Origin of the sequence: Peribacillus sp. FSL M8-0224, from assembly GCF_038003055.1 — a bacterium.
Classification (GTDB): Bacteria; Bacillota; Bacilli; order Bacillales; family DSM-1321; genus Peribacillus; species Peribacillus frigoritolerans.
Genome location: NZ_JBBOOJ010000001.1, coordinates 3,460,662 through 3,480,027, shown reverse-complemented (window position 1 = coordinate 3,480,027; position 19,366 = coordinate 3,460,662). Strand labels below are relative to the sequence as shown.

Genomic DNA, 19,366 nt, shown 5'->3' with positions numbered 1-19,366 from the left:
CAAATTTCTTCCATCCAATAAGGATTACAGTAAAAAAAACATTAAGAATAATTTAGTCTTGTTTTAAAATCATGGTTCGGGATTAGACCAATCGGAACTCCCTTTATTAGACAAAAGTGCTTCTATCTGAATTTTTCAAACGAAGTTGATTGGAACGGAAGGTACGAGACTCCTGCGGGAAAAACGAGTCCAGGGGAGACCCCGCAGGCCCGAAGCCGGCGAGGAGGCTCACGGACCGCCCGCGGAAAGCGAGTGCCTGGAGTGGAAATCAACGTTCCCATTTTACAAACCCACAAAAAGCTGTGGGCAAATAATTATTATCTAGTTTGTGAACAAAAAGGTTCTATCTAAATAAAACAAAGTTGATTGGGAACGGAAGGCACGAGACTCCTGCGGGAAATGTGAGTCCAGGGGAGACCCCGCAGGCGCGAAGCGTCGAGGAGGCTCCCGGACCGCCCGCGGAAAGCGAGTGCCTGGAGTGGAAATCAAAGTGCAAATTTTACAGTGAAATTAATATCTACAGTCAACCGCTTTGTTTTAAAATTCAGGTAGACCCCATTTTGTCGACAATCTGAGACTGCTTTATAGCGGTTTTTTTGTTGTGTAAATAAGTTAATTTAACTAGATAAAAAGGTTAGTAAAACCTTATCGGACGGTATACAATCTAGTTAGGAATAATAGTAGAATTGGTTCATGATATAACCTCATCGATAGCTATTCTTAATCATATTTTTTGGAGTGATTGTATGCACAAACTTATTCAGGCCATATTGCCGGTATTATTACTGTTTATGATTCTGCCAATCTACAAGCCAGATGCTGCATCTGCAGAAGAGACGCCGCAATCTGATGGTGTCATCGTCAAGTACAAAGAGACGAGCGATGAGCCGATCAACGAGTTGATAGAAAAGGTGGAGGTTCCTAAAGGGGAATCAACCGATAACCTGATCGAGGAACTTGAAGAACAGAATGATGTGGAATATGCAGAACCAAACTATCTGTTCAAGAAGATGGAAAGCCCGAACGATCCAGCCTACATAGACCAGTGGCACCATAAAAAGCTTGGTACGGGTGCAGCGTGGACAAAATCAATGGGATCGAAGGAATTGACCGTGGCCATCATTGACGACGGAATCGATCGCAACCACGAAGATTTAAAAGGGAGGATCGTCAATGCCTATGATACGATACGCAATCGGAAGCATATCGTCCCAAAAGGGGAGCATGGAACGCATATCGCTGGCATCATTGCCGGTTCTGCGAACAACGGCATAGGCGGAACGGGTGTTGCCCCGAACGTTAAATTAATGCCGATCAACGTCTTTGATGGAGAATATGCCGATACGGCCGATATCATTGACGCGATACATTATGCCGTTCAGCAAAAGGCAAACATCATCAATATGAGTTTAGGCGACACCAGTTATTCGGAGTCCTTGAACAAGGCCGTCCAGGAAGCTTATAAACAAGGCGTACTGATCGTCGCGGCTGCCGGGAATGAAGGGGATATGGGGAAAAATGTACAGCGTGTGTACCCAGCTGCATTCAGCCACGTCATTTCCGTTGCTGCCACTAATTCAAGTGACAAGCGTCCCAATTATTCCAACTACCATTCAACAGTCGATATTGCTGCCCCTGGGGATGATATTCTTTCAACCTTGCCAAATGGTAAATACGGCTGGATGAGCGGAACATCGATGGCGACGCCGATGGTGGCGGGTGTAGCGGCATTGATTTGGTCCCATGAGCCTAAGCTCAACAAAACGGAGGTTGAATACCGTCTCTATGATTCAGCCGTGGACCTAGGTACAAAAGGGAAAGACATCTACTATGGAAACGGGCGGGTCAATGCCAAAAAAGCACTGGAAATGAAGACGCTGACCAAACCGTCCGTGACTGCGATATCCGATAAGGACACCAAAATCAATGGGAAAATCCCGGCTGATTTCAAGACGGGGACCGTCTCCATTTATACCGATAAAAAACAACTCGCCACAGTGAAGATCAACGGCGGAAAAACGTTTACAGCGACCATCGCAAAACAAACAGCCGGCACGACCATCTCTACTAGGCTCATCGATAAATCGGGAAATAAAAGTATACCCGTTTCATTTAAAGTGGCAGATAAAACGGCTCCTGCAAGACCGTCCGTAAATACGGTAGGTGACAATACCGTAAAAGTAACCGGCAAAGCGGAAGCTAGCTCTTCCGTCACCGTCAAAACCGGCAGAACGGTTCTAGGTAAAGCAAATTCCAACAGTGCAGGGAATTTCACCGTAACGATGTTAAAAAAACAAAAAGCCGGAAAAGTCCTATCCGTTACAGCAACCGATAAAGCGGGCAATATAAGCTCGATCAAAACCGTGACCGTCGCAGACAAAACAGCACCAAGTAAACCGACGGTCAACACAGTCACGACAAAAACGACAATAGTAACGGGCAAAGCAGAAGCTAACTCCACTGTGTCCATCAAAGCATCAAAAAAAGTGATCGGCTCTGCAACAGCAACGACCAAAGGTACATTTTCGGTTAGAATCCCTAAGCAAAAAGCCGGGAAGAACCTATATATTTATGCCAAAGACAAAGCGAAAAACGTAAGCGAATCAAGAAAAGTAACAGTTAAAAAGTGATGGAAAAACAAGAACAGCCCCCAATAATCTAATTGGGGGCTGTTTATGATTATGGATACAATAAGGGAAAGTTACACGACGGCTATTAGGATGAACAAACAAAAGTTAAAAGTTTTCTAAAATATAATTACAATGAAGTGTATTACTAGTATAATATCATAGGTATATTGTCTTTTTTCAAAATATAGGCTGTGACAAAGGTACCGGCAAATTATGCCGTAGGATTAAAAGTACCGGAAAACATGGGGGGAAAGATTTGAAACAAGAAACTGTTTATGGTCATCTTGAAAATGGAAATCCTGTTTTAGCAGATGGCTATTGCCTTTTCAATGGCACTAAGAGTATTAATAGAAAAAGAAAATATAATATGAAGTATTTCGTCTATAGTCAAGAAACGAACAATACGGTTACTCTTTCAGGATTTGAACCAATGACAACCCTGCAAACGATCACTACAAAGAAAGGACGTGTTAATGAAAGAATTATTTTCTTCGTTGATACAAACTGCAAACTTTCCTTCGTGAAAACAAACCAAAAAAATCTGCAGATAGACAAAACACTGGATAAGATAGAGAAAAGCCCGTTTTTCAAAAGTTTAGTATTCCTCTTATTTTTTCACTTCCTATTTGTTGGGGTCATGCGCAGCAGAAATTATTCGTTTAAAGACGTATACTTATCTTTCGGTTACGATAAAAGCATAAATTTCAAAGTGCATTTTCTCTTTCCAGTCAAAATAAGAGAGAAATTCGCCATGAAGACAGGGAAGATATCGATATTCATTCATACCTACTGGTCCTTCATACCAATGAAGGAAATTTATAAACATTATGTAACCACTAGCGAGATTAATACGCCTATTTTTATCAAGCTCAGTCACGCTGACCATGATTATTGGTATAATTTTAAATCAGACTCTAAGCATAAATACAATAAAAATCATTATCTGTACAACACCAGGTCCTATCGTTTGGGGCAGATGAATAGTGAACTTTTTATTCGAAAGTCTATAACAGGACAATACGTTATCGTATTGACAAGTATAATGAGCAAAAGCATTATAATAAAAGAAAGATTTGCTTATCTGATCAGCCTTTTTTCACTAAACAAAAAAAAATACGATATCTATTTTGAAAAATTCAGTGCAGGGGCTTCGGAATCGGCCTTTGAACTGTTTAAATATGCATTCAAGTTGGGGGATTCCTGCGTTTATATCTTAGAAAAAGGCCACCCCGAATTCAAGAATCTTAAGCAACAATACGGAAAAGCCCTAGTTGGGAAAAATAGTTTTCTTGCTTTCTATCACATCTTTTTAGCCAGGAGTTTTCAATCTTCAGATCTTGTGGGCCATATACAACGCCGATTGTACGATAACGATTACCTAATTAAGAAAAAGGTTCTTTCATCTGATAAAAAAATAATGTTGCAGCATGGACCATGTATGGCGACCAATATTTTCGAACGTGGTTACTTTAATCGTAAAGTGCCGATTGCACCAGATTACATGCTCGTAAATTCCAATTTTGAGAAAAACTTATTCCTTAAAAATACAGGTTATACAGATAAAGAACTGATGGTAACTGGGCTGCCTAATATTGATTTATATGTCAAGGAACAGCAAAAAGAAAAAAATCAAATCACATTTATGCTTACATGGCGACCATGGGACCTCACAGGAAGCATTGAAGTCGGAAGCTATTTGGACCGGTATTTCTCATTCTTAGAATTGATTCGCCAAGAGAAGTTCTACAAAGATAAAAAAATTAATGTCATTCTCCATCCTAAATCAAGAATCATACTTCAAGAACAGTTCCCGGATATATATGATAAATACGAAGAATCGTTCTATATAGGGGATATAAAGGATGCTCTATTAAACAGTAAAGTTGTCATATCCGATTATTCTTCTATTACTTTCTATGCGTTTGCAGGCGGAAGTAATGTAATCTTCTATTGGGAAGACAAGGCTCTTGCAGAAGTGGAATATGGCGCGCCAAACATTCTTCAGAAAGAAATTGCTTTTGGCGGCATAGTAGAGAGATTCAAAGATTTACACGCTGAAATTGTTTACAATTACAATAACCCGCAATCACCTTTCCATATTGCACAATTCTCAAAATTAATGGAATGCACTAGCGGTCACAATACAGAAAATACCTATGACTACATCCAAAACATCATTTTCCAAAATGAACATACCCCTCTTGAGGAAGAGAGTGCATTTTCTATGTCTGAAAAGCAATCTTCTGCTTCTTGATTGTTCTGGGAGAAGGCCACCAAATGGTGGTCTTTTTTTTGAATATGCGATTTACATCATACATTCAAATTAGAGAAAAATACCTTTTAAGGGACAAAAAAAGAAGCAATAGCCAATATTGCTTCTAGTTTACATATATCGACTTCATGAAATTCCTTAAATTTCACCCTCTTCAAGCCTCCTATTATACTCAACTTTACTGATCAATCCCTTTGCATTACAGGTAAGGCAATCTGTATAAATATCGTAGGCGCCTGTACCTGCACAAACATGGCATTTAACATGAGTTTCCGGTATATCCTTATGCATGAATGAAAAAACTTTTCCAATATACTGCAGAATAATCATTCCCAAAACTCCTTTTTTTTCTATCATACAACGAAAAAGAGAGATGGAAACAGGAAATACAATAACATTACTTAAAACAAATAAAACCATAACATACTTTACATGGGGTTAAAAAATAAGCTTATACAGATTTAGTGCATTTAGAAGTAAAAAGGGAGTGGGTGGGTGAACAGTTAATAATCAGAATTTTATGGACCTGCACAAAATCATTGAAAAAATTCAGGTAAACCTCTATTATTAAGGAAAGATAATTAATTAATTTAATTAAGTCGAGTTTTATATCCTTTCTGGAGGTGAAGCAGGTGAAAATCTATCAAGCTATACATAGTTTATTACAATACGGAGTTCAGCAGCGTTTATTGGAGAAGGAAGATGTTACATATTCACGCAATCGAATTTTATATGTACTGGGCTTGGATGACTGGGAGGAATGTGAGGGAGAAGGGGAAGAGTTTTCTCTCGGGGTTATTCTTAATGAAATTTTAGATTGGGCATTCGAAAATGGTATTTTATCATCCAATTCCATTACCGAACGAGATATCCTTGATACTGAATTGATGAATTGCCTGATGCCCCGTCCGTCTGCAGTAATATCTGAATTTAAAGAAAATTACCTGAAAAGTCCTAAAGCGGCAACCGATCATTATTACCATCTATCGCTGGCATCGAATTATATCCGCAAAGAACGAATCGCAAAAAATATACAATGGAAAAGCAGGACGCCATACGGTGAAATGGACATCACCATCAATTTATCAAAACCTGAAAAAAATCCGGAGGAAATATCGCTGTTGAAAAGTACGCCTCAAGGTTCTTACCCCTCCTGTGCTTTGTGCAGGGAAAATGAAGGCTATAGTGGGAACCTACGGAATGCAGCTAGAGCGACACATAGGATAATACCGCTGACATTAAATAATGAGAAGTGGTTCCTGCAGTATTCCCCTTACGTGTATTATAATGAACATTCGATTGTCTTTAGGGGAGAACACGTGCCTATGAAGATTTCAGCTGATACATTCACACGGTTACTTGAATTTACAGACCAGTTTCCGCATTACTTCATTGGTTCGAATGCGGATCTGCCGATTGTCGGGGGATCCATCTTAACTCATGACCATTTCCAGGGAGGAAGATTTGAGTTTGCGTTAGAAAGAGCAGAAATTGAGGAAAGCATCAGCCTGACCGACTACCCATCGGTCACACTGGGAATAGTCAATTGGCCGATGTCAGTCATCAGGGTTCGAGGAAAAAAGGATGAAGTTCAAGCCGTTACAGAGCTTATTTGGAAGAGCTGGCAAAACTATAGTGACCCGGAAGCTGATGTGCTTGCTTTTAGCGGCAATACTCCTCACAACACGGTAACGCCGATTGCAAGAAGATGCGGCGAGCTGTTTGAAATGGATGTCGTTTTGAGGAATAACCGAACATCTGAAGAATTTCCGCATGGGATTTTTCATCCCCATGAAGAGCTGCATCATATTAAAAAAGAAAATATCGGCTTAATAGAGGTTATGGGCCTTGCTGTCCTTCCGGGAAGATTGGCCGAAGAGTTAAGTCAAGCAGCAGAATATCTGCTCTGTCCTGTTCCTAAAGAGAACTGGGATGAATCTGTAGTAAAGCATTATGACTGGATACAGAAAATATTAAACAAGTATCAAACCATAGCCAAAGATGAAGTGATGGAAATTATTGAAATTGAGGTTGGGGAAGTATTCCAGACTGTTTTGGAACATGCAGGGATTTTTAAAAGAACAAGGGAGGGGAAAAATGCCTTCCTGAATTTTTTGAACTCGTTAAAAGAAGCATCCAGACTTAATAGGTAACGGAGTACATATAAATAAGATGCCCTTATTAGTTTATTAATTAAATTAATTTAGATATTAGTGCTGGATAAAAAAATAGATTCAGAGAAAGGTGGCTGTACAAATGAATGCCATTCAGCTTCGCCAATTATTCCGTGATCAATTTGGCTACGAAGAAGGGGTCAGAATCTTTTTTGCTCCCGGGCGTGTTAATTTAATCGGAGAACACACGGATTATAATGGTGGCTATGTTTTTCCCGCTGCGTTAACATATGGAACTTGGGCAGCAGCGGCACCAAGCACTAGCAGGATGTACCGATTTGCTTCAGCAAATTTTCCATCAACAGCAACCTGTACGGTAACCGAGGAATTATTATACCGAGAAGAGGATGATTGGGCTAATTACCCAAAAGGTGTTTTAAAGGAATTGCTGCAGATAGCAGGATTAGAAGGTGCCGAAAAATTTATTGGGGCAGATGTGCTCTATTACGGAAATATCCCGAATGGGGCAGGGTTATCTTCTTCCGCATCAATCGAACTTGTTACTGGACTTGCACTAAGCAAGCTTGCCGATTTTGATATCCCCATGATGGGGTTGGTTGAAATAGGGCAGAAAGCAGAAAATCGTTTTGTTGGTGTCAATTGTGGAATCATGGATCAATTTACGGTTGGAATGGGAAGGGAAAACCATGCTATGGTGCTGAAGTGTGATACGTTGAGTTTCCGGTATGTACCATTGGAGATTGATGGCTATAAGCTGGTTATTACCAATACAAATAAACGCCGCGGCCTTGCCGATTCCAAATATAACGAGCGAAGGGCCCAATGTGAAGAAGGGCTTTCAATCATTCAACAACAGCTTCCATTGGTACGCAATTTAGGAGATGTCAGTCTAGCTGAATGGGAAAAAGTTCACCACTTTATTGAAGATGATGTTATACACCGACGTGTAGAGCATGTCATTAAAGAAAATGAGCGTGTCCTTGCAGCCACGAATAGCTTGCAGGATAACGATTTGTATGCATTTGGTGAAAGGATGAAGCAATCACATGTATCATTAAGGGATTTATATGAAGTGACCGGCTTTGAGCTGGATACACTTTTTGAAGAAGCATCGAAGGTCGAAGGCTGTGTAGGGACCCGTATGACCGGTGCGGGCTTTGGCGGGTGCAGCGTAAGTCTGGTTAAAGAAGAAGCTGTAGATGAGTTTAAGGAAAAAGTAGCAAAAAGTTATTCGGAAAAAACAGGCCTGGAACCTATTTTTTATGTGTGTGAAATAGGGGATGGCGCTAAAGAAATGTATATGGGGGAATAGGATATGGCGATTTTGGTAACCGGCGGTGCAGGATATATTGGCAGTCATACTGTGGTCGAACTGTTGAACCAAGGTGAAGAAGTGGTTGTTGTCGATAACCTTAGGACAGGACATGAAAAGGCTGTGTCTGGCGGCGCCATGCACATCGGTGATCTCCAGGATGAAGGTTTCCTGAATTCCGTTTTTGAAAAATATGATTTTGAAGCTGTCATTCATTTTGCAGCAAGTTCACTGGTAGGGGAAAGCGTGCAAGAGCCCCTCCAATATTATGAAAATAACTTAATCGCTTCACACACTCTTGTTAAAGTAATGCTAACGCATGGCGTAAAGAAGATTGTTTTTTCTTCCACAGCAGCAACTTACGGTGAGCCGGAGCAAGTGCCCATATTAGAAGGGGACGCTACCAAGCCAACAAGCCCTTACGGGGAGACTAAATTGGCGATGGAAAATATGTTCAGGTGGTGTGATGGGTCAAATGGGTTAAAGTCGGTTTCGCTGCGTTATTTTAATGCGGCAGGTGCACACCCAGAAGGAATGATTGGCGAAGATCATACTCCAGAAAGCCACCTTATTCCAATAATACTTCAAGTTGCACTCGGACAAAGAGCGCATATCGGCATTTTTGGCGATGATTACCCTACCGAAGATGGAACCTGCATCCGTGATTACATCCATGTTATGGACCTCGCAAATGCTCATTGGCTAGCTCTTGAGCATTTGCGCAGCAAAAATGAAAGTGATGTTTTCAACCTGGGGAACGGCAAAGGATTTTCTGTTAAAGAAGTCATTGAAACAAGCAGAAAAGTTACCGGTCAACCGATCCCTGAAGTAGTAAGTGAAAGACGTGCCGGGGACCCGGCAATCCTGATCGCTTCCTCTGAAAAGGCTCAAACTCTATTAGGCTGGAAGCCAAAGTATAATAATTTGAAAAAAATTATCGAAACAGCATGGAAATGGCATGAGGCCAATCCAAATGGTTATCTGGACAAATAAGCAAAGGGGAATGCATAAATGTCAACAGCTATAGAAAGAGTCCTTACATTCATTAAAGAAAAAGAAATTGATGGGGTTTTCTTCCGTAAAAGAAGTAATTTTTCCTGGATAACGGAGGGGAAAGTGAATCACATAGTTAACACAACCGAAAACGGAGTGGCTGACCTGTTAATTACGGCTGATAAGAAATATTGCATTACCTCCAAAATGGAGTCGGCACGGATTCATGACGAGGAGCTTGCGGGATTAGGCTATGAATTCATAACTCCGGAGTGGTATGAAGATCAGGATGCTGCAGTGCGGGAATTATGTGCAGATAAAAAGGTCGCAAGTGATGTGCCATTTGGTGATTTTCTTGATTTTGGAGCCCAATTGACCAGTTTGCGTTATTCCTTAAACGAGGATGAAATTTCACGCTATCGCTGGCTTTCACTTAAGGCGGCAAAAGCAGTTGAAGCTACTTGCCGGGAAATTAAGCCGGGCTGGACCGAATATGAAATCGCGGCACATTTGGGTTCAAAGGTAGTCAAAGACGGTATCACACCACAGGTTATTCTTGTTTCTACAGATGAGAGGGTATTTAAATACCGCCATCCCATTCCGACGGATAAAAAACTGAAAAATTATGCCATGATTGTAATCTGTGCGGAAAAAAGCGGATTGGTAGCTAACGTGACGCGCTTTGTCCACTTTGGCGAGCTACCTCGGGAACTCAGGGAAAATAAGCAAAAGCTTGTTCAGATAGATCTTGCAATGAATACGGCAACAAGGCCTGGAGCAGTTATCAAGGATATTCTTCAGTATGGATTTGATACATACAGGAAGGTCGGGCACGGAGACGACTGGCGCTTGCTTCATCAGGGGGGGCCAACCGGATACGCTTCCCGTGAATTCCTGGCTACCCCTGAAGCGGAAGGGACCGTTCAAGTAAATCAGGCCTTTGCATGGAATCCAGCCATCAAAGGAATTAAATCCGAAGATACCATTCTTGTTCGCGAACATGAAAATGAATTCCTGACTTTTACTGGTGAGTGGGTCTATATTGAAGTGGAACATGCAGGGAAGAAGTATCTTCGACCTGACATTTTGGTTAGATAATCACTTGCCAGGTAGTGCTTCCTTACAGGATGGAGGAAGGCCTCTAACACAGTCCAGGAAATTTTCTCCATTACTTAAATTATTTTATTTACTTCCCGTGTTTATTTATGTCTTAATGACTAGAATTATTAACCTTTAGAGGTAATTTGGAAGTTCAAAGCGGAAAGGGGGGCGATCCAATAGATTGCACCTACTTTTTCCCTTATTTTAAATGGTTTTCCTATTGAAAGCGTTGACAAAGGGAATCTATCAGATTATTATAAAAATAGAAAGTAAATTAATTTAATTAACTTAAGTCACTTGAACTTTTGCACTAGTAATAAACTTCTACAGAAGAAATAAACGATTTTCTACATAAGGGGGAAAATGGGAATGAAGAAGAAAAAGTGGCTTGGCGTGGCAATGACAGCGGCACTTGCGATCGGTTCATTAGCTGGCTGTGCTGAAAAGGAATCAAGTTCATCGACTGACGACGGGGGCAAAAGCAATAAAATAACTTATTGGGCTCCATTCTCAGGTGCGGATGGTCCGCGTATGAAGGAAATTGTAGCAAACTACAATAAGTCTCAAGACAAATACGAAGTAGATTTACAGATTATACCTCAAACAGACTACTATAAAACGGTTGACCTTGGGTTCTCCGGGCAAAAGAATGCTCCAGATTTAATGATTATGCATACGGATCAGCTTACAAACTATGCTGAAAAAAATCTATTAAAAGACATGACAGACACGATTGAAAAAAATGGTGTAAATGCTGAAGATTATTCAGATACGGCTTGGCAGGGCGGAACGATTGACGGGAAGCAATATACCATTCCTTTAGATATTCACCCATTAGTCATGTACTACAATAAAGATATGTTTAAAGCGGCCGGCCTTGATCCGGAGAAGCCGCCAACTAACCGTGAAGAGTTCGTGGCTGCTGCTAAGAAGCTTACAGACGAGTCCAAAAAGCAATATGGGTTCGTAGTGCCGACTCTATGGCCAAATCAATTCATCTATCCAACTGTCTTCTTCCAGAATGGCGGTGAATTGCTTAAAGATGGAAAACCTAACTACAACAGCCCTGAAGGTGTCGAGGCATTAACCTTCTTACGTGATCTGGTACAAAAAGACAAAGTATCACCTGCTAACGTTCAACAAGATGGAGAAGTGACCCTTTTCCTTCAAGGCAAAAATGCCATGCAGTTAAACGGTCCTTGGATGATGGAACAATGGGATAAAGCGGGCATTAACTACGGAGTGGCACCAGTCCCTACACTAGGTACAAAACAGCAGGCAGTATATGCAAACGGTCATAATTTTGCGATTCCCGCTACTGTAAAGGATTCTAAAAAACTCGAAGGAATCTCAGATTTCTTGAAATATGTTGGGGACAACACAATGGAGTGGGCTCAATCAGGCCAGGCTCCAGCGTCAAAAGCAATCTATGAGAAAAATGAAGAATTTAAAAAGATGGTTCAGCAGCCACAAGTTGCTAAAGAGTTCGAATATGCTAAATTCGCTCCGCGTGTAGCTAACTGGGGTCAAATATCAGAGCCATTATGGGCTGAAGTCAACCTTGCATTATTAGGCAAGAAAGACCCTCAAAAAGCTTTGGACGATGCTAACAAAAAAGCAGAACAAATAATGAAAAAGTAACTTTAAAAAGGAGGACGGCCAGGTGACTAGTGAAAACTAACCTGCTCGTCTCTTCTTAATTATAACGACCAAAATGGTTTCTAGGCGGCTAGATTATTCTATTGAAAGGGGGAGAGGCAATATGGACCAAACGAACTGGAAATCCAAACTAACTTCTAGTCTTTTCGTGCTTCCCTATTTGTTTCTGTTTACTGTTTTCCTTTTAATCCCCATTATCTATGGAGCATGGATGAGCTTGCACAATTGGGATTTACTCAATCCTGTCCATGAATTTGTAGGATTGGATAATTATCTAAAGATATTTGATTCAGAATCTTATTTGAACGATTTGTTCTTCGAAGGTCTTAAGAACACCCTACTATTCGTTATATTCAGTGTCCCTTTATTAGTAGGTATAGGACTTGGGCTGGCACTATTAATTGATAATCTGCCTGGCAGGCTTAAAGGTTTATTCCGCACCATGTACTTTATCCCTTATTCAGTATCCGTTTCAGTAGTAGCGATCATCTGGCTATGGCTTCTTGATACAAATAGCGGGCTGATCAATGGGTATCTCCAGGCTCTCCACTTGCCAAGCATTCCATGGCTGACGGATTTGCCATGGGCATGGGTTTCCATTATTATGGCCACTCTCTGGTGGACAATAGGGTTTAACATGGTTATTTTCATTAATGCACTAAATGATGTTTCTGAAGAACTATATGAAGCGGGTTCCCTTGACGGCGCTTCAAGATGGCAGCGTTTCATCTATATAACCTTGCCAAGCATCAAGCCAACCATGCTGTTTGTATTGATTACATCAACAATAGCTTCGTTTAATATTTATGGCCAGCCGTACTTGATGACAAGGGGCGGCCCGGGAACGGAAACAAAGGTTTTATTGATGAACATTGTGGATGAAGCATTTGAACAAAGACAATTGGGAAATGCAGCTGCCATGTCACTTATGATGGCATTGATCATGATCATCATCTCTGTGGTTCAGCTGCGCATCACGAATCGAAAGGAGTAGGGTATGCAAAGAAAAGCGAGTAAAGCGGTTATTGTCATCCTGGCCATTCTTATTGGCTTAATGTTTCTAGTTCCAATCTTCTGGATGCTTGCTACTTCTTTCAAAAGTGACCAGGAAGCATTTACGGCTGGCCTGAAGTGGCTGCCGGAAGTTTTTACTCTTGAAAATTATACATATGCGCTTTCAGGTGATGGAGAAACTCCAGTATTATCATGGATGGCCAATTCACTTTTTGTTGGTATTATCGGGACTCTTATTGTTCTGGTCGTTGATACTTTGGCCGCATATGGTCTTGCACGATTGGATGTGCCTTTTAAAAAGCTGTTGATCGGGTTGTTTATCGGATCCTTAACCATTCCATGGGTCATCACGTTCCTTCCATTATATATGGAATTTAATACATTGGGACTTCTGGATACGTATGCCGTGTTAATCCTGCCTTATTCAGCTAATGCTTTCGGGGTTTTCCTTCTCTATCAATATTTCAGAACATTCCCAAGGGAGCTTGAAGAAGCGGCCTTCCTTGACGGAGCAAATAAATGGCAAGTTTTCACGAAGGTCGTATTGCCTTCAGCACGTCCTGTCATCTGGACACTTGGAATCTTCACATTTATGGGAATATACAACGACTTCCTATGGCCATTAGTGACAACGAGTTCACCTGAAATGAGAACGATCACAACTGGTATCGCCATCATGCAGCAGGGAAGCTTCGTTTCATCTCCGGCTAAATTAATGGCATTGACGTCCATTGCAACGATACCGGCCGTCATTTTATTTATCATTGGTCAGCGCTCTTTTATTAAAGGCGTGAACCAAACAGGAATTAAATAATATTCACTTTAGAAGGGATTGAAAATACATGCCTATTCCACGCAAAGAATATCCAAGACCCCAGTTTGTCCGTAAAGAATGGGAAAACTTGAACGGACAATGGAACTTTGCATTTGATGATGAAAATAAAGGCCTTTCGGAAAAGTGGTTTGAGCAATTTCCATCAGGACAAACCATTACTGTCCCTTTTGCCTTCCAAACGGAAATGAGCGGAATTAACGACCCGGCTTTCCATGATGTAGTTTGGTATCACCGCAGAATCATGATTCCTGAAAAGTGGTCCGGCAAGCAGATTCTGCTGCATTTCGGGGCCGTTGACTACCGTTCATGGGTTTATGTGAATGGGAACCTTGCCTATCACCATGAAGGGGGACATACTCCTTTTTCCGTCAACATCACTCATCTTTTGAAAAATGATGGCAGGGAAGATGAAGTGACGGTACGAGTGGAAGATCCATCTGAGGATGTAACGATTCCAAGGGGGAAGCAATACTGGCATGAAAAATCGGAATCCATCTTTTACACGAGAACCACTGGAATCTGGCAGACTGTCTGGATGGAGCCATGTGAACAGACTAGCTTAAGTGCCATTCGCTGGACACCCGAAATTGATCGTGGTGATATTGACCTGGAATTTGAAATTGAAGGCGGCTTACCTGAAGGGGTATCACTTTCTGTTGACATCTCATTTAAGGGGAAAAAACTCATCTCTGATTCTTCAAATCTATTTGAAACGTATAATAAACGAAGCTACAACCTGCGTAACCGCTTCACGGACAGAAGCAATATCCATGGGCCGGGTTACTACTGGTCCCCTGAGCACCCACATTTATTTGAGGCAACGCTGACGTTGAAAAATGGGGAGCAGATCCTGGATCAGGTTGAAACCTATTTTGGAATGAGGAAAGTGTCCATCGAAAACGGCATTTTCATGCTGAACAATATGCCTTATTACCAAAAGCTTATCCTTGATCAGGGGTACTTCCCTAAGGCATTGATTACTGCCCCGTCTGATGAAGCATTAAAAAGGGACATCGAGCTTGCTAAGGAAATGGGCTTCAACGGGGCAAGGAAACATCAGAAGGTTGAGGATCCTCGTTTCCTTTACTGGGCTGACAAACTCGGCTTTCTCGTATGGGGCGAAATGGCGAATGCTTCCGAGTACAGCGAAGAAGCTGCCAGACGTTTAGCCACTGAATGGTTTGATGTCGTCAAGAGAGACTATAGCCATCCTTCCATTATCGTATGGCTTCCGCTTAATGAAAGCTGGGGCATCTCAAGGGTTGCCTATGACAAACAGCAGCAGGCACACGCAACATCCATGTACTGGCAGACCAAGTCAATTGACCAATCGCGTCCAGTTCTTTCCAACGATGGGTGGGAGCATACGATTTCTGATATTTGCGGCATACATAACTACCGCAGTGCAGAAGAAATGAGTAATGCCTATAAAGACGTGGATAGTGCAATTTCCAACACACCTGCAAACCGGGTGATTTATGCTCAGGGCTACTCTTACGGTGGAGAACCGATTTTAATAACGGAATACGGCGGGATTGCTTATAAAATGGACGAAACGGAAGGATGGGGCTACTCAGCCGTACAATCCTCTGAAGACCTAGTGGAAGAATATCGCAAAGTAACGGATGCTCTATTCAATAGTCCAGTGATACAGGGGTTTTGTTACACTCAGTTAACCGATGTGGAGCAGGAAATCAACGGATTGCTGACTTATGATCGAGAACCCAAGTGTGATCTTAGCAAAATAAGAGAAATAAATAATAAGAAATAATGAAGAAGAATACCTGTGCTCATAAGAGTGCAGGTTTTTTTATGGATATAAATGAATTGAATGTTGTGTTGGAAGTGGAGGGGAGAATAGGAGAAATCATGAAGACAGTATGAGTTAAGGTGATATAAAGATGTCAGAACAGCAGCTGCCGCTCAATGAGCAGCAGCTGATTCTGTATTTCTTGAAGTGAATAGTTCAGCCAGGATGAGAGCAACGGCACCCATCGCCGTGGCATCATCGCCGAATTTAGAAAGGATGATTTCCGTTTGTTTCGCTGGATTTGTCAATGCCCGCTGGTTAACGGTTTGAATGATGTTATCCATAATTAAATCGCCGGCATTGGAGACACCGCCCCCGATGATGATTCGTCTTGGATTTACAGTGTGGATTACATTGGTTATCCCCACTCCCAAATATCTGCCTGCCTGCTGCAGAGCCGTTTTGCATAAAGTATCGCCCTCTAGGGCCGATGAATAAATTAACTCTCCAGTAACCTTTTCAAGGTCGCCTTTAGTCAAATTAGTAAGCAAACTGGAGTGGCCTAGCCGCATTTCTTTTTTTACCCATTCGACAATGGACGGACCTGAAGCGAACGTTTGTAAACAGCCGTAATTGCCGCACGTACATTGTGGCCCATCGATATCAATAATCATATGTCCGATTTCACCGCTAATAAAGTGGCTGCCGTGATAAAGCTTGCCATTAATGATGATACCCGCACCGATCCCGCGCCCCACATTTATACAAACAAAGCTGTCAATGCCGGCACCGTTCCCGAACCAGAGTTCTCCAAGGCTCATTGCCCGGCCGTCATTTTCGACTTTTACCATCATATTAAACCGCTCTTCAAGCACTCTTTTAATAGGAATATTCTGCAGGTTTAGGTTGGGAGCAAAAACAGAGCTACCTTCCTCCACATCTACAATTCCGTGCATACTTACCCCTATACCTACTATTTTCTCCTCATCTATTTTAGTATGATCTAGAATGCCGCTGACAGAATCAATCATTAAAGATAGAAGAGCTTCGTTCGTAGTTTGTGCTGGAAGAGGAACAATCGATTTTTTAATAACTTTGCCTGTAATGCTAGTCAGGATAGTTTTGATATTCTGTGATCCCACATCCATACCGATGACATGAAACATATCTTCACTTAATGTTAATAGAGTCGGCTTGCGGCCGCCGCTCGATTCACCCAGGTTTCGTTCGATGACAATCTCAGCCTCCAGCAATTCTTTTACAAAACTGCTTACAGTCGGAGGCGTAAGCTTTGTAAGCTTTGCAATATCTGCCCTGGAAATCGGGCCCTTTTCCCGAATGATATTTAAAATTAAAGAACGATTAATTGATTTCATCAGCTTGAAACTGCCCCTGAGAAGGTCCTTTCCCATTTATCTTCCCCCATTTAAGTTTCTTAATTAAATTTAATTATAAACTAATTGGCAAAGGTATAAAACCTAAAATGAGTGATAATCTTCTTGTACCTATAAAAAAGAAGGATGTATCTTTATTGCTGCCAGTGAAAGCTAAAGCCAGAGGAAATTGCTTTGATCGTTCATTTGTTTTTTTAGCATAAATCGAAACAGGCAGGAGTGGAGGAGGTGACCATAGGGACAAAAAGCGGGCAAAGCGGAATTAGGGTCAAACTACTATAATTAAAGGAGTGTTTGTTGTGGGATTGTAAGAATTAGTCTCGACCAAAGTAAAATAAAAAGAGCCCTAGGGCTCTAAAATAAACTATTTATGATCAATTTTAGCCAACCAATAAAAGAAATCCATAACGGTATGCTCAAAGATGTTCCAAACAAAAGTCCTTTTAAGAAATTCCCTTCATTTTCACCTACCATATAGAACACACCTCTCGGCTTGGTTTTCTTGTGATAATTATAAATGAAAGCGCTTTCCTTGTATATAAGACATTTGAAGCAATTACTTTACAATTTAAACCTTAAGAGAAAGCAGACAAGTTAAATCTGTTGGACATAAAAATTAATTGTCGAGTGTTGTCGGAATAAATTGGAAAAATATTCTTTAATGCTGAAATTTTGATAGTTATAATTAATGAGAGAAAAATAACCAAAAAAAGTGAAATAGAGTCTATGCAACGTACTCTAATAAGAGTTTGCTCTATTTTATAAGACAGCCATGTCAGTCACTAATGTTCAATTATTATGGGAGGTAAAGATGAGGAAATATGGTTTAGTCATTATCGCTGGAATTTGCTTAGCAGTGCTGGTTTTTGGCCATCTGCATTGGAAAAACATAAGTCAGGCAGCAGGGGTAGAGGCTAGAGAAGCTGCAGCAAAAGTGAAAGAAAAGGAAAAAGAAGAAAGGGAAGCATTGATCCAAAGTTTAAAACCGGAAAATAATAAGCAGCAGCCGCTAATAGATTACCTGCATTATAAGTCGCTAACGCAAGATAAGGTTATTGTTTCCTTAGTGGGGAGTAATGGTACTTCCGGAACCGGGGCAAGTAATTCTTCCAATAGTTGGGCAGGACGCTTAGAGAAGAGTTTGCGAGCAGATCGTGATGATTTAGAAACACTAAGGTTCATTAATCATGGACATGAGGGGTATTCAACAGAGGATTTGCTGGAAGGAAAGAAAATTGAAGCGGTCATTCAAGATGATCCCGATCTGATTATTTTTGAAAATTCGCTGATAAACAATCATTATCAATCACTTAGCTTGGAACAGACGCAAAAAGATTTGGAAAGCATAATGACAAAGTTACAAAATGAGCTGCCGAATACAAAAATTCTAATCATTTCACCAAACCCTGTTGCAAATGGTAAAACGGAGAATAGTTTAGGTTTGAATTATATGGATTATATTCACGCTTCCGAGCAGGTCATCAATACGAATAACTGGACTTATATAAATAGCAAAGAAGAGATAGAAAAGAAACTAAAGAAAAAGAATATGAGATTGGCTGATATACTGACTAATGATAACATCCATCCCAATGACCAAGGGCATTACATATGGTTCGAGGTGATGGAGGAATATTTTAAGTTGAAGAAGTAGTACACATAGTAATAAAAGGGGGAAAAGTGGCTATAACCGCTTTTCCCCTTTTATGGTTTTTGGCTTCTCTTAAGGAGAGAAAAGAAAGCGGTATCATAGTTTCTTAATCCTTAAAGACATCACTTTCTATCCTCGATAAATTCTCGCATTGCCTCTTTCGATATACCTGACCCCATAACATCCTGCATAATTTCCATCCACTCTTCATCCATGCCCTTGTCTGGTCGTTCATATAGTAGAGCATCCACCTTTATACAAAGGATTCGAGCGATTTTTTCCAAAACTAAAATAGTAGGGTTTGTTTGAAGGTTTCTTTCCAGTGAGCTTATATAGGATTTGGCAACGCCGGATTTTGCGGAGAGTTCACTAATTGACATTTTCCTTTCTTCCCTAAGCGACTTAACTCGGTAACCTATCATTTTGACCACACCTAACCATTAATATGAAAATTATACTAATTTAAACTATCACTTTCAGTTTACACATTTTCCTTTCAGTTTTAATGATAACTAGGCACTAAAATACTTGACATTATTATATGTATAAATGGATTTTTCTGTTTTGGTAGGCATTTAGTTAGGTTTATTTCTAGAAAATATTGTTAAATAACAAAAAGA

At 40.8% G+C, this 19,366-nt stretch carries 14 protein-coding genes; 11 read left to right on the top strand and 3 right to left on the bottom strand.

Features of this window, described 5'->3' with window-relative positions; translation table 11 throughout:
• Positions 1–746: 746 nt before the first annotated feature.
• Both MKX49_RS16720 and MKX49_RS16715 read left to right on the top strand, forming a co-directional pair.
• The gene (locus tag MKX49_RS16720) at positions 747–2,630 is read left to right on the top strand and encodes a S8 family serine peptidase (RefSeq protein WP_340877100.1); all 1,884 of its coding nucleotides are present in this window, start codon (positions 747–749) and stop codon (positions 2,628–2,630) included.
• A 256-nt stretch (positions 2,631–2,886) separates the two neighbouring features.
• Positions 2,887–4,884 carry a CDP-glycerol glycerophosphotransferase family protein gene (locus tag MKX49_RS16715; RefSeq protein WP_340877099.1) on the top strand — a complete coding sequence of 666 codons (1,998 nt, stop codon included), beginning with the start codon at positions 2,887–2,889 and terminating at the stop codon, positions 4,882–4,884.
• Positions 4,885–5,040: 156 nt separating this feature from the next.
• On the opposite strand, the gene MKX49_RS16710 is transcribed toward MKX49_RS16715, so the two are convergent.
• Positions 5,041–5,232 carry a hypothetical protein gene (locus MKX49_RS16710; protein ID WP_048681418.1) on the bottom strand — a complete coding sequence of 64 codons (192 nt, stop codon included), beginning with the start codon at positions 5,230–5,232 and terminating at the stop codon, positions 5,041–5,043.
• A 302-nt stretch (positions 5,233–5,534) separates the two neighbouring features.
• On the opposite strand from MKX49_RS16710, the gene galT reads away from it, so the two are divergent.
• From galT to MKX49_RS16670, 8 genes are all read left to right on the top strand, one after another.
• Complete coding sequence (galT, locus tag MKX49_RS16705; RefSeq protein WP_340877098.1) at positions 5,535–7,055, top strand: UDP-glucose--hexose-1-phosphate uridylyltransferase; 1,521 nt, start codon at positions 5,535–5,537, stop codon at positions 7,053–7,055.
• A gap of 103 nt (positions 7,056–7,158) precedes the next feature.
• Positions 7,159–8,349, top strand: a complete 1,191-nt coding sequence (locus MKX49_RS16700) for a galactokinase (RefSeq protein WP_340877097.1) — start codon at positions 7,159–7,161, stop codon at positions 8,347–8,349.
• Between the two features lie 3 nt (positions 8,350–8,352).
• Entirely contained in the window at positions 8,353–9,342 is a 990-nt protein-coding gene (gene galE / locus MKX49_RS16695; RefSeq protein WP_340877096.1) for a UDP-glucose 4-epimerase GalE, read from the top strand.
• An 18-nt stretch (positions 9,343–9,360) separates the two neighbouring features.
• Positions 9,361–10,440, top strand: a complete 1,080-nt coding sequence (locus MKX49_RS16690) for a M24 family metallopeptidase (RefSeq protein ID WP_340877095.1) — start codon at positions 9,361–9,363, stop codon at positions 10,438–10,440.
• A 372-nt stretch (positions 10,441–10,812) separates the two neighbouring features.
• The gene (locus MKX49_RS16685) at positions 10,813–12,084 is read left to right on the top strand and encodes an ABC transporter substrate-binding protein (protein WP_340877094.1); all 1,272 of its coding nucleotides are present in this window, start codon (positions 10,813–10,815) and stop codon (positions 12,082–12,084) included.
• Positions 12,085–12,205: 121 nt separating this feature from the next.
• A complete protein-coding gene (locus tag MKX49_RS16680; RefSeq protein WP_323598393.1) occupies positions 12,206–13,096 on the top strand; it encodes a carbohydrate ABC transporter permease in 891 nt (296 codons plus the stop codon).
• 3 nt (positions 13,097–13,099) lie between these two features.
• Complete coding sequence (locus MKX49_RS16675; protein ID WP_289350498.1) at positions 13,100–13,930, top strand: carbohydrate ABC transporter permease; 831 nt, start codon at positions 13,100–13,102, stop codon at positions 13,928–13,930.
• A 28-nt stretch (positions 13,931–13,958) separates the two neighbouring features.
• Positions 13,959–15,722, top strand: coding sequence for a glycoside hydrolase family 2 protein (locus MKX49_RS16670; protein WP_340877093.1), 1,764 nt, complete (start codon positions 13,959–13,961; stop codon positions 15,720–15,722).
• A 152-nt stretch (positions 15,723–15,874) separates the two neighbouring features.
• Here the strand turns inward: MKX49_RS16670 and MKX49_RS16665 are convergent, their stop codons facing one another.
• The gene (locus tag MKX49_RS16665; RefSeq protein WP_340877092.1) at positions 15,875–17,113 is read right to left on the bottom strand and encodes an ROK family transcriptional regulator; all 1,239 of its coding nucleotides are present in this window, start codon (positions 17,111–17,113) and stop codon (positions 15,875–15,877) included.
• A 793-nt stretch (positions 17,114–17,906) separates the two neighbouring features.
• Between MKX49_RS16665 and MKX49_RS16660 the strand changes: the two genes are divergently transcribed.
• Complete coding sequence (locus MKX49_RS16660) at positions 17,907–18,749, top strand: SGNH/GDSL hydrolase family protein (protein ID WP_340877091.1); 843 nt, start codon at positions 17,907–17,909, stop codon at positions 18,747–18,749.
• A gap of 119 nt (positions 18,750–18,868) precedes the next feature.
• Here the strand turns inward: MKX49_RS16660 and MKX49_RS16655 are convergent, their stop codons facing one another.
• Positions 18,869–19,168: a helix-turn-helix domain-containing protein gene (locus tag MKX49_RS16655; RefSeq protein WP_161922323.1), complete on the bottom strand. Its 300-nt coding sequence runs from the start codon at positions 19,166–19,168 to the stop codon at positions 18,869–18,871.
• Positions 19,169–19,366 lie beyond the last annotated feature (198 nt).

What these genes read in the sequence shown, in the direction of transcription:
- MKX49_RS16665 (WP_340877092.1), bottom strand. Translation starts at nt 17,113, where the DNA reads ATGGGAAAGGACCTTCTCAGGGGCAGTTTCAAGCTGATGAAATCAATT.
- MKX49_RS16710 (WP_048681418.1), bottom strand. Translation starts at nt 5,232, where the DNA reads ATGATTATTCTGCAGTATATTGGAAAAGTTTTTTCATTCATGCATAAG.
- galE (WP_340877096.1), top strand. Translation starts at nt 8,353, where the DNA reads ATGGCGATTTTGGTAACCGGCGGTGCAGGATATATTGGCAGTCATACT.
- MKX49_RS16660 (WP_340877091.1), top strand. Translation starts at nt 17,907, where the DNA reads ATGAGGAAATATGGTTTAGTCATTATCGCTGGAATTTGCTTAGCAGTG.
- MKX49_RS16680 (WP_323598393.1), top strand. Translation starts at nt 12,206, where the DNA reads ATGGACCAAACGAACTGGAAATCCAAACTAACTTCTAGTCTTTTCGTG.
- MKX49_RS16670 (WP_340877093.1), top strand. Translation starts at nt 13,959, where the DNA reads ATGCCTATTCCACGCAAAGAATATCCAAGACCCCAGTTTGTCCGTAAA.
- MKX49_RS16720 (WP_340877100.1), top strand. Translation starts at nt 747, where the DNA reads ATGCACAAACTTATTCAGGCCATATTGCCGGTATTATTACTGTTTATG.
- MKX49_RS16675 (WP_289350498.1), top strand. Translation starts at nt 13,100, where the DNA reads ATGCAAAGAAAAGCGAGTAAAGCGGTTATTGTCATCCTGGCCATTCTT.
- MKX49_RS16690 (WP_340877095.1), top strand. Translation starts at nt 9,361, where the DNA reads ATGTCAACAGCTATAGAAAGAGTCCTTACATTCATTAAAGAAAAAGAA.
- MKX49_RS16685 (WP_340877094.1), top strand. Translation starts at nt 10,813, where the DNA reads ATGAAGAAGAAAAAGTGGCTTGGCGTGGCAATGACAGCGGCACTTGCG.
- MKX49_RS16655 (WP_161922323.1), bottom strand. Translation starts at nt 19,168, where the DNA reads ATGATAGGTTACCGAGTTAAGTCGCTTAGGGAAGAAAGGAAAATGTCA.
- MKX49_RS16700 (WP_340877097.1), top strand. Translation starts at nt 7,159, where the DNA reads ATGAATGCCATTCAGCTTCGCCAATTATTCCGTGATCAATTTGGCTAC.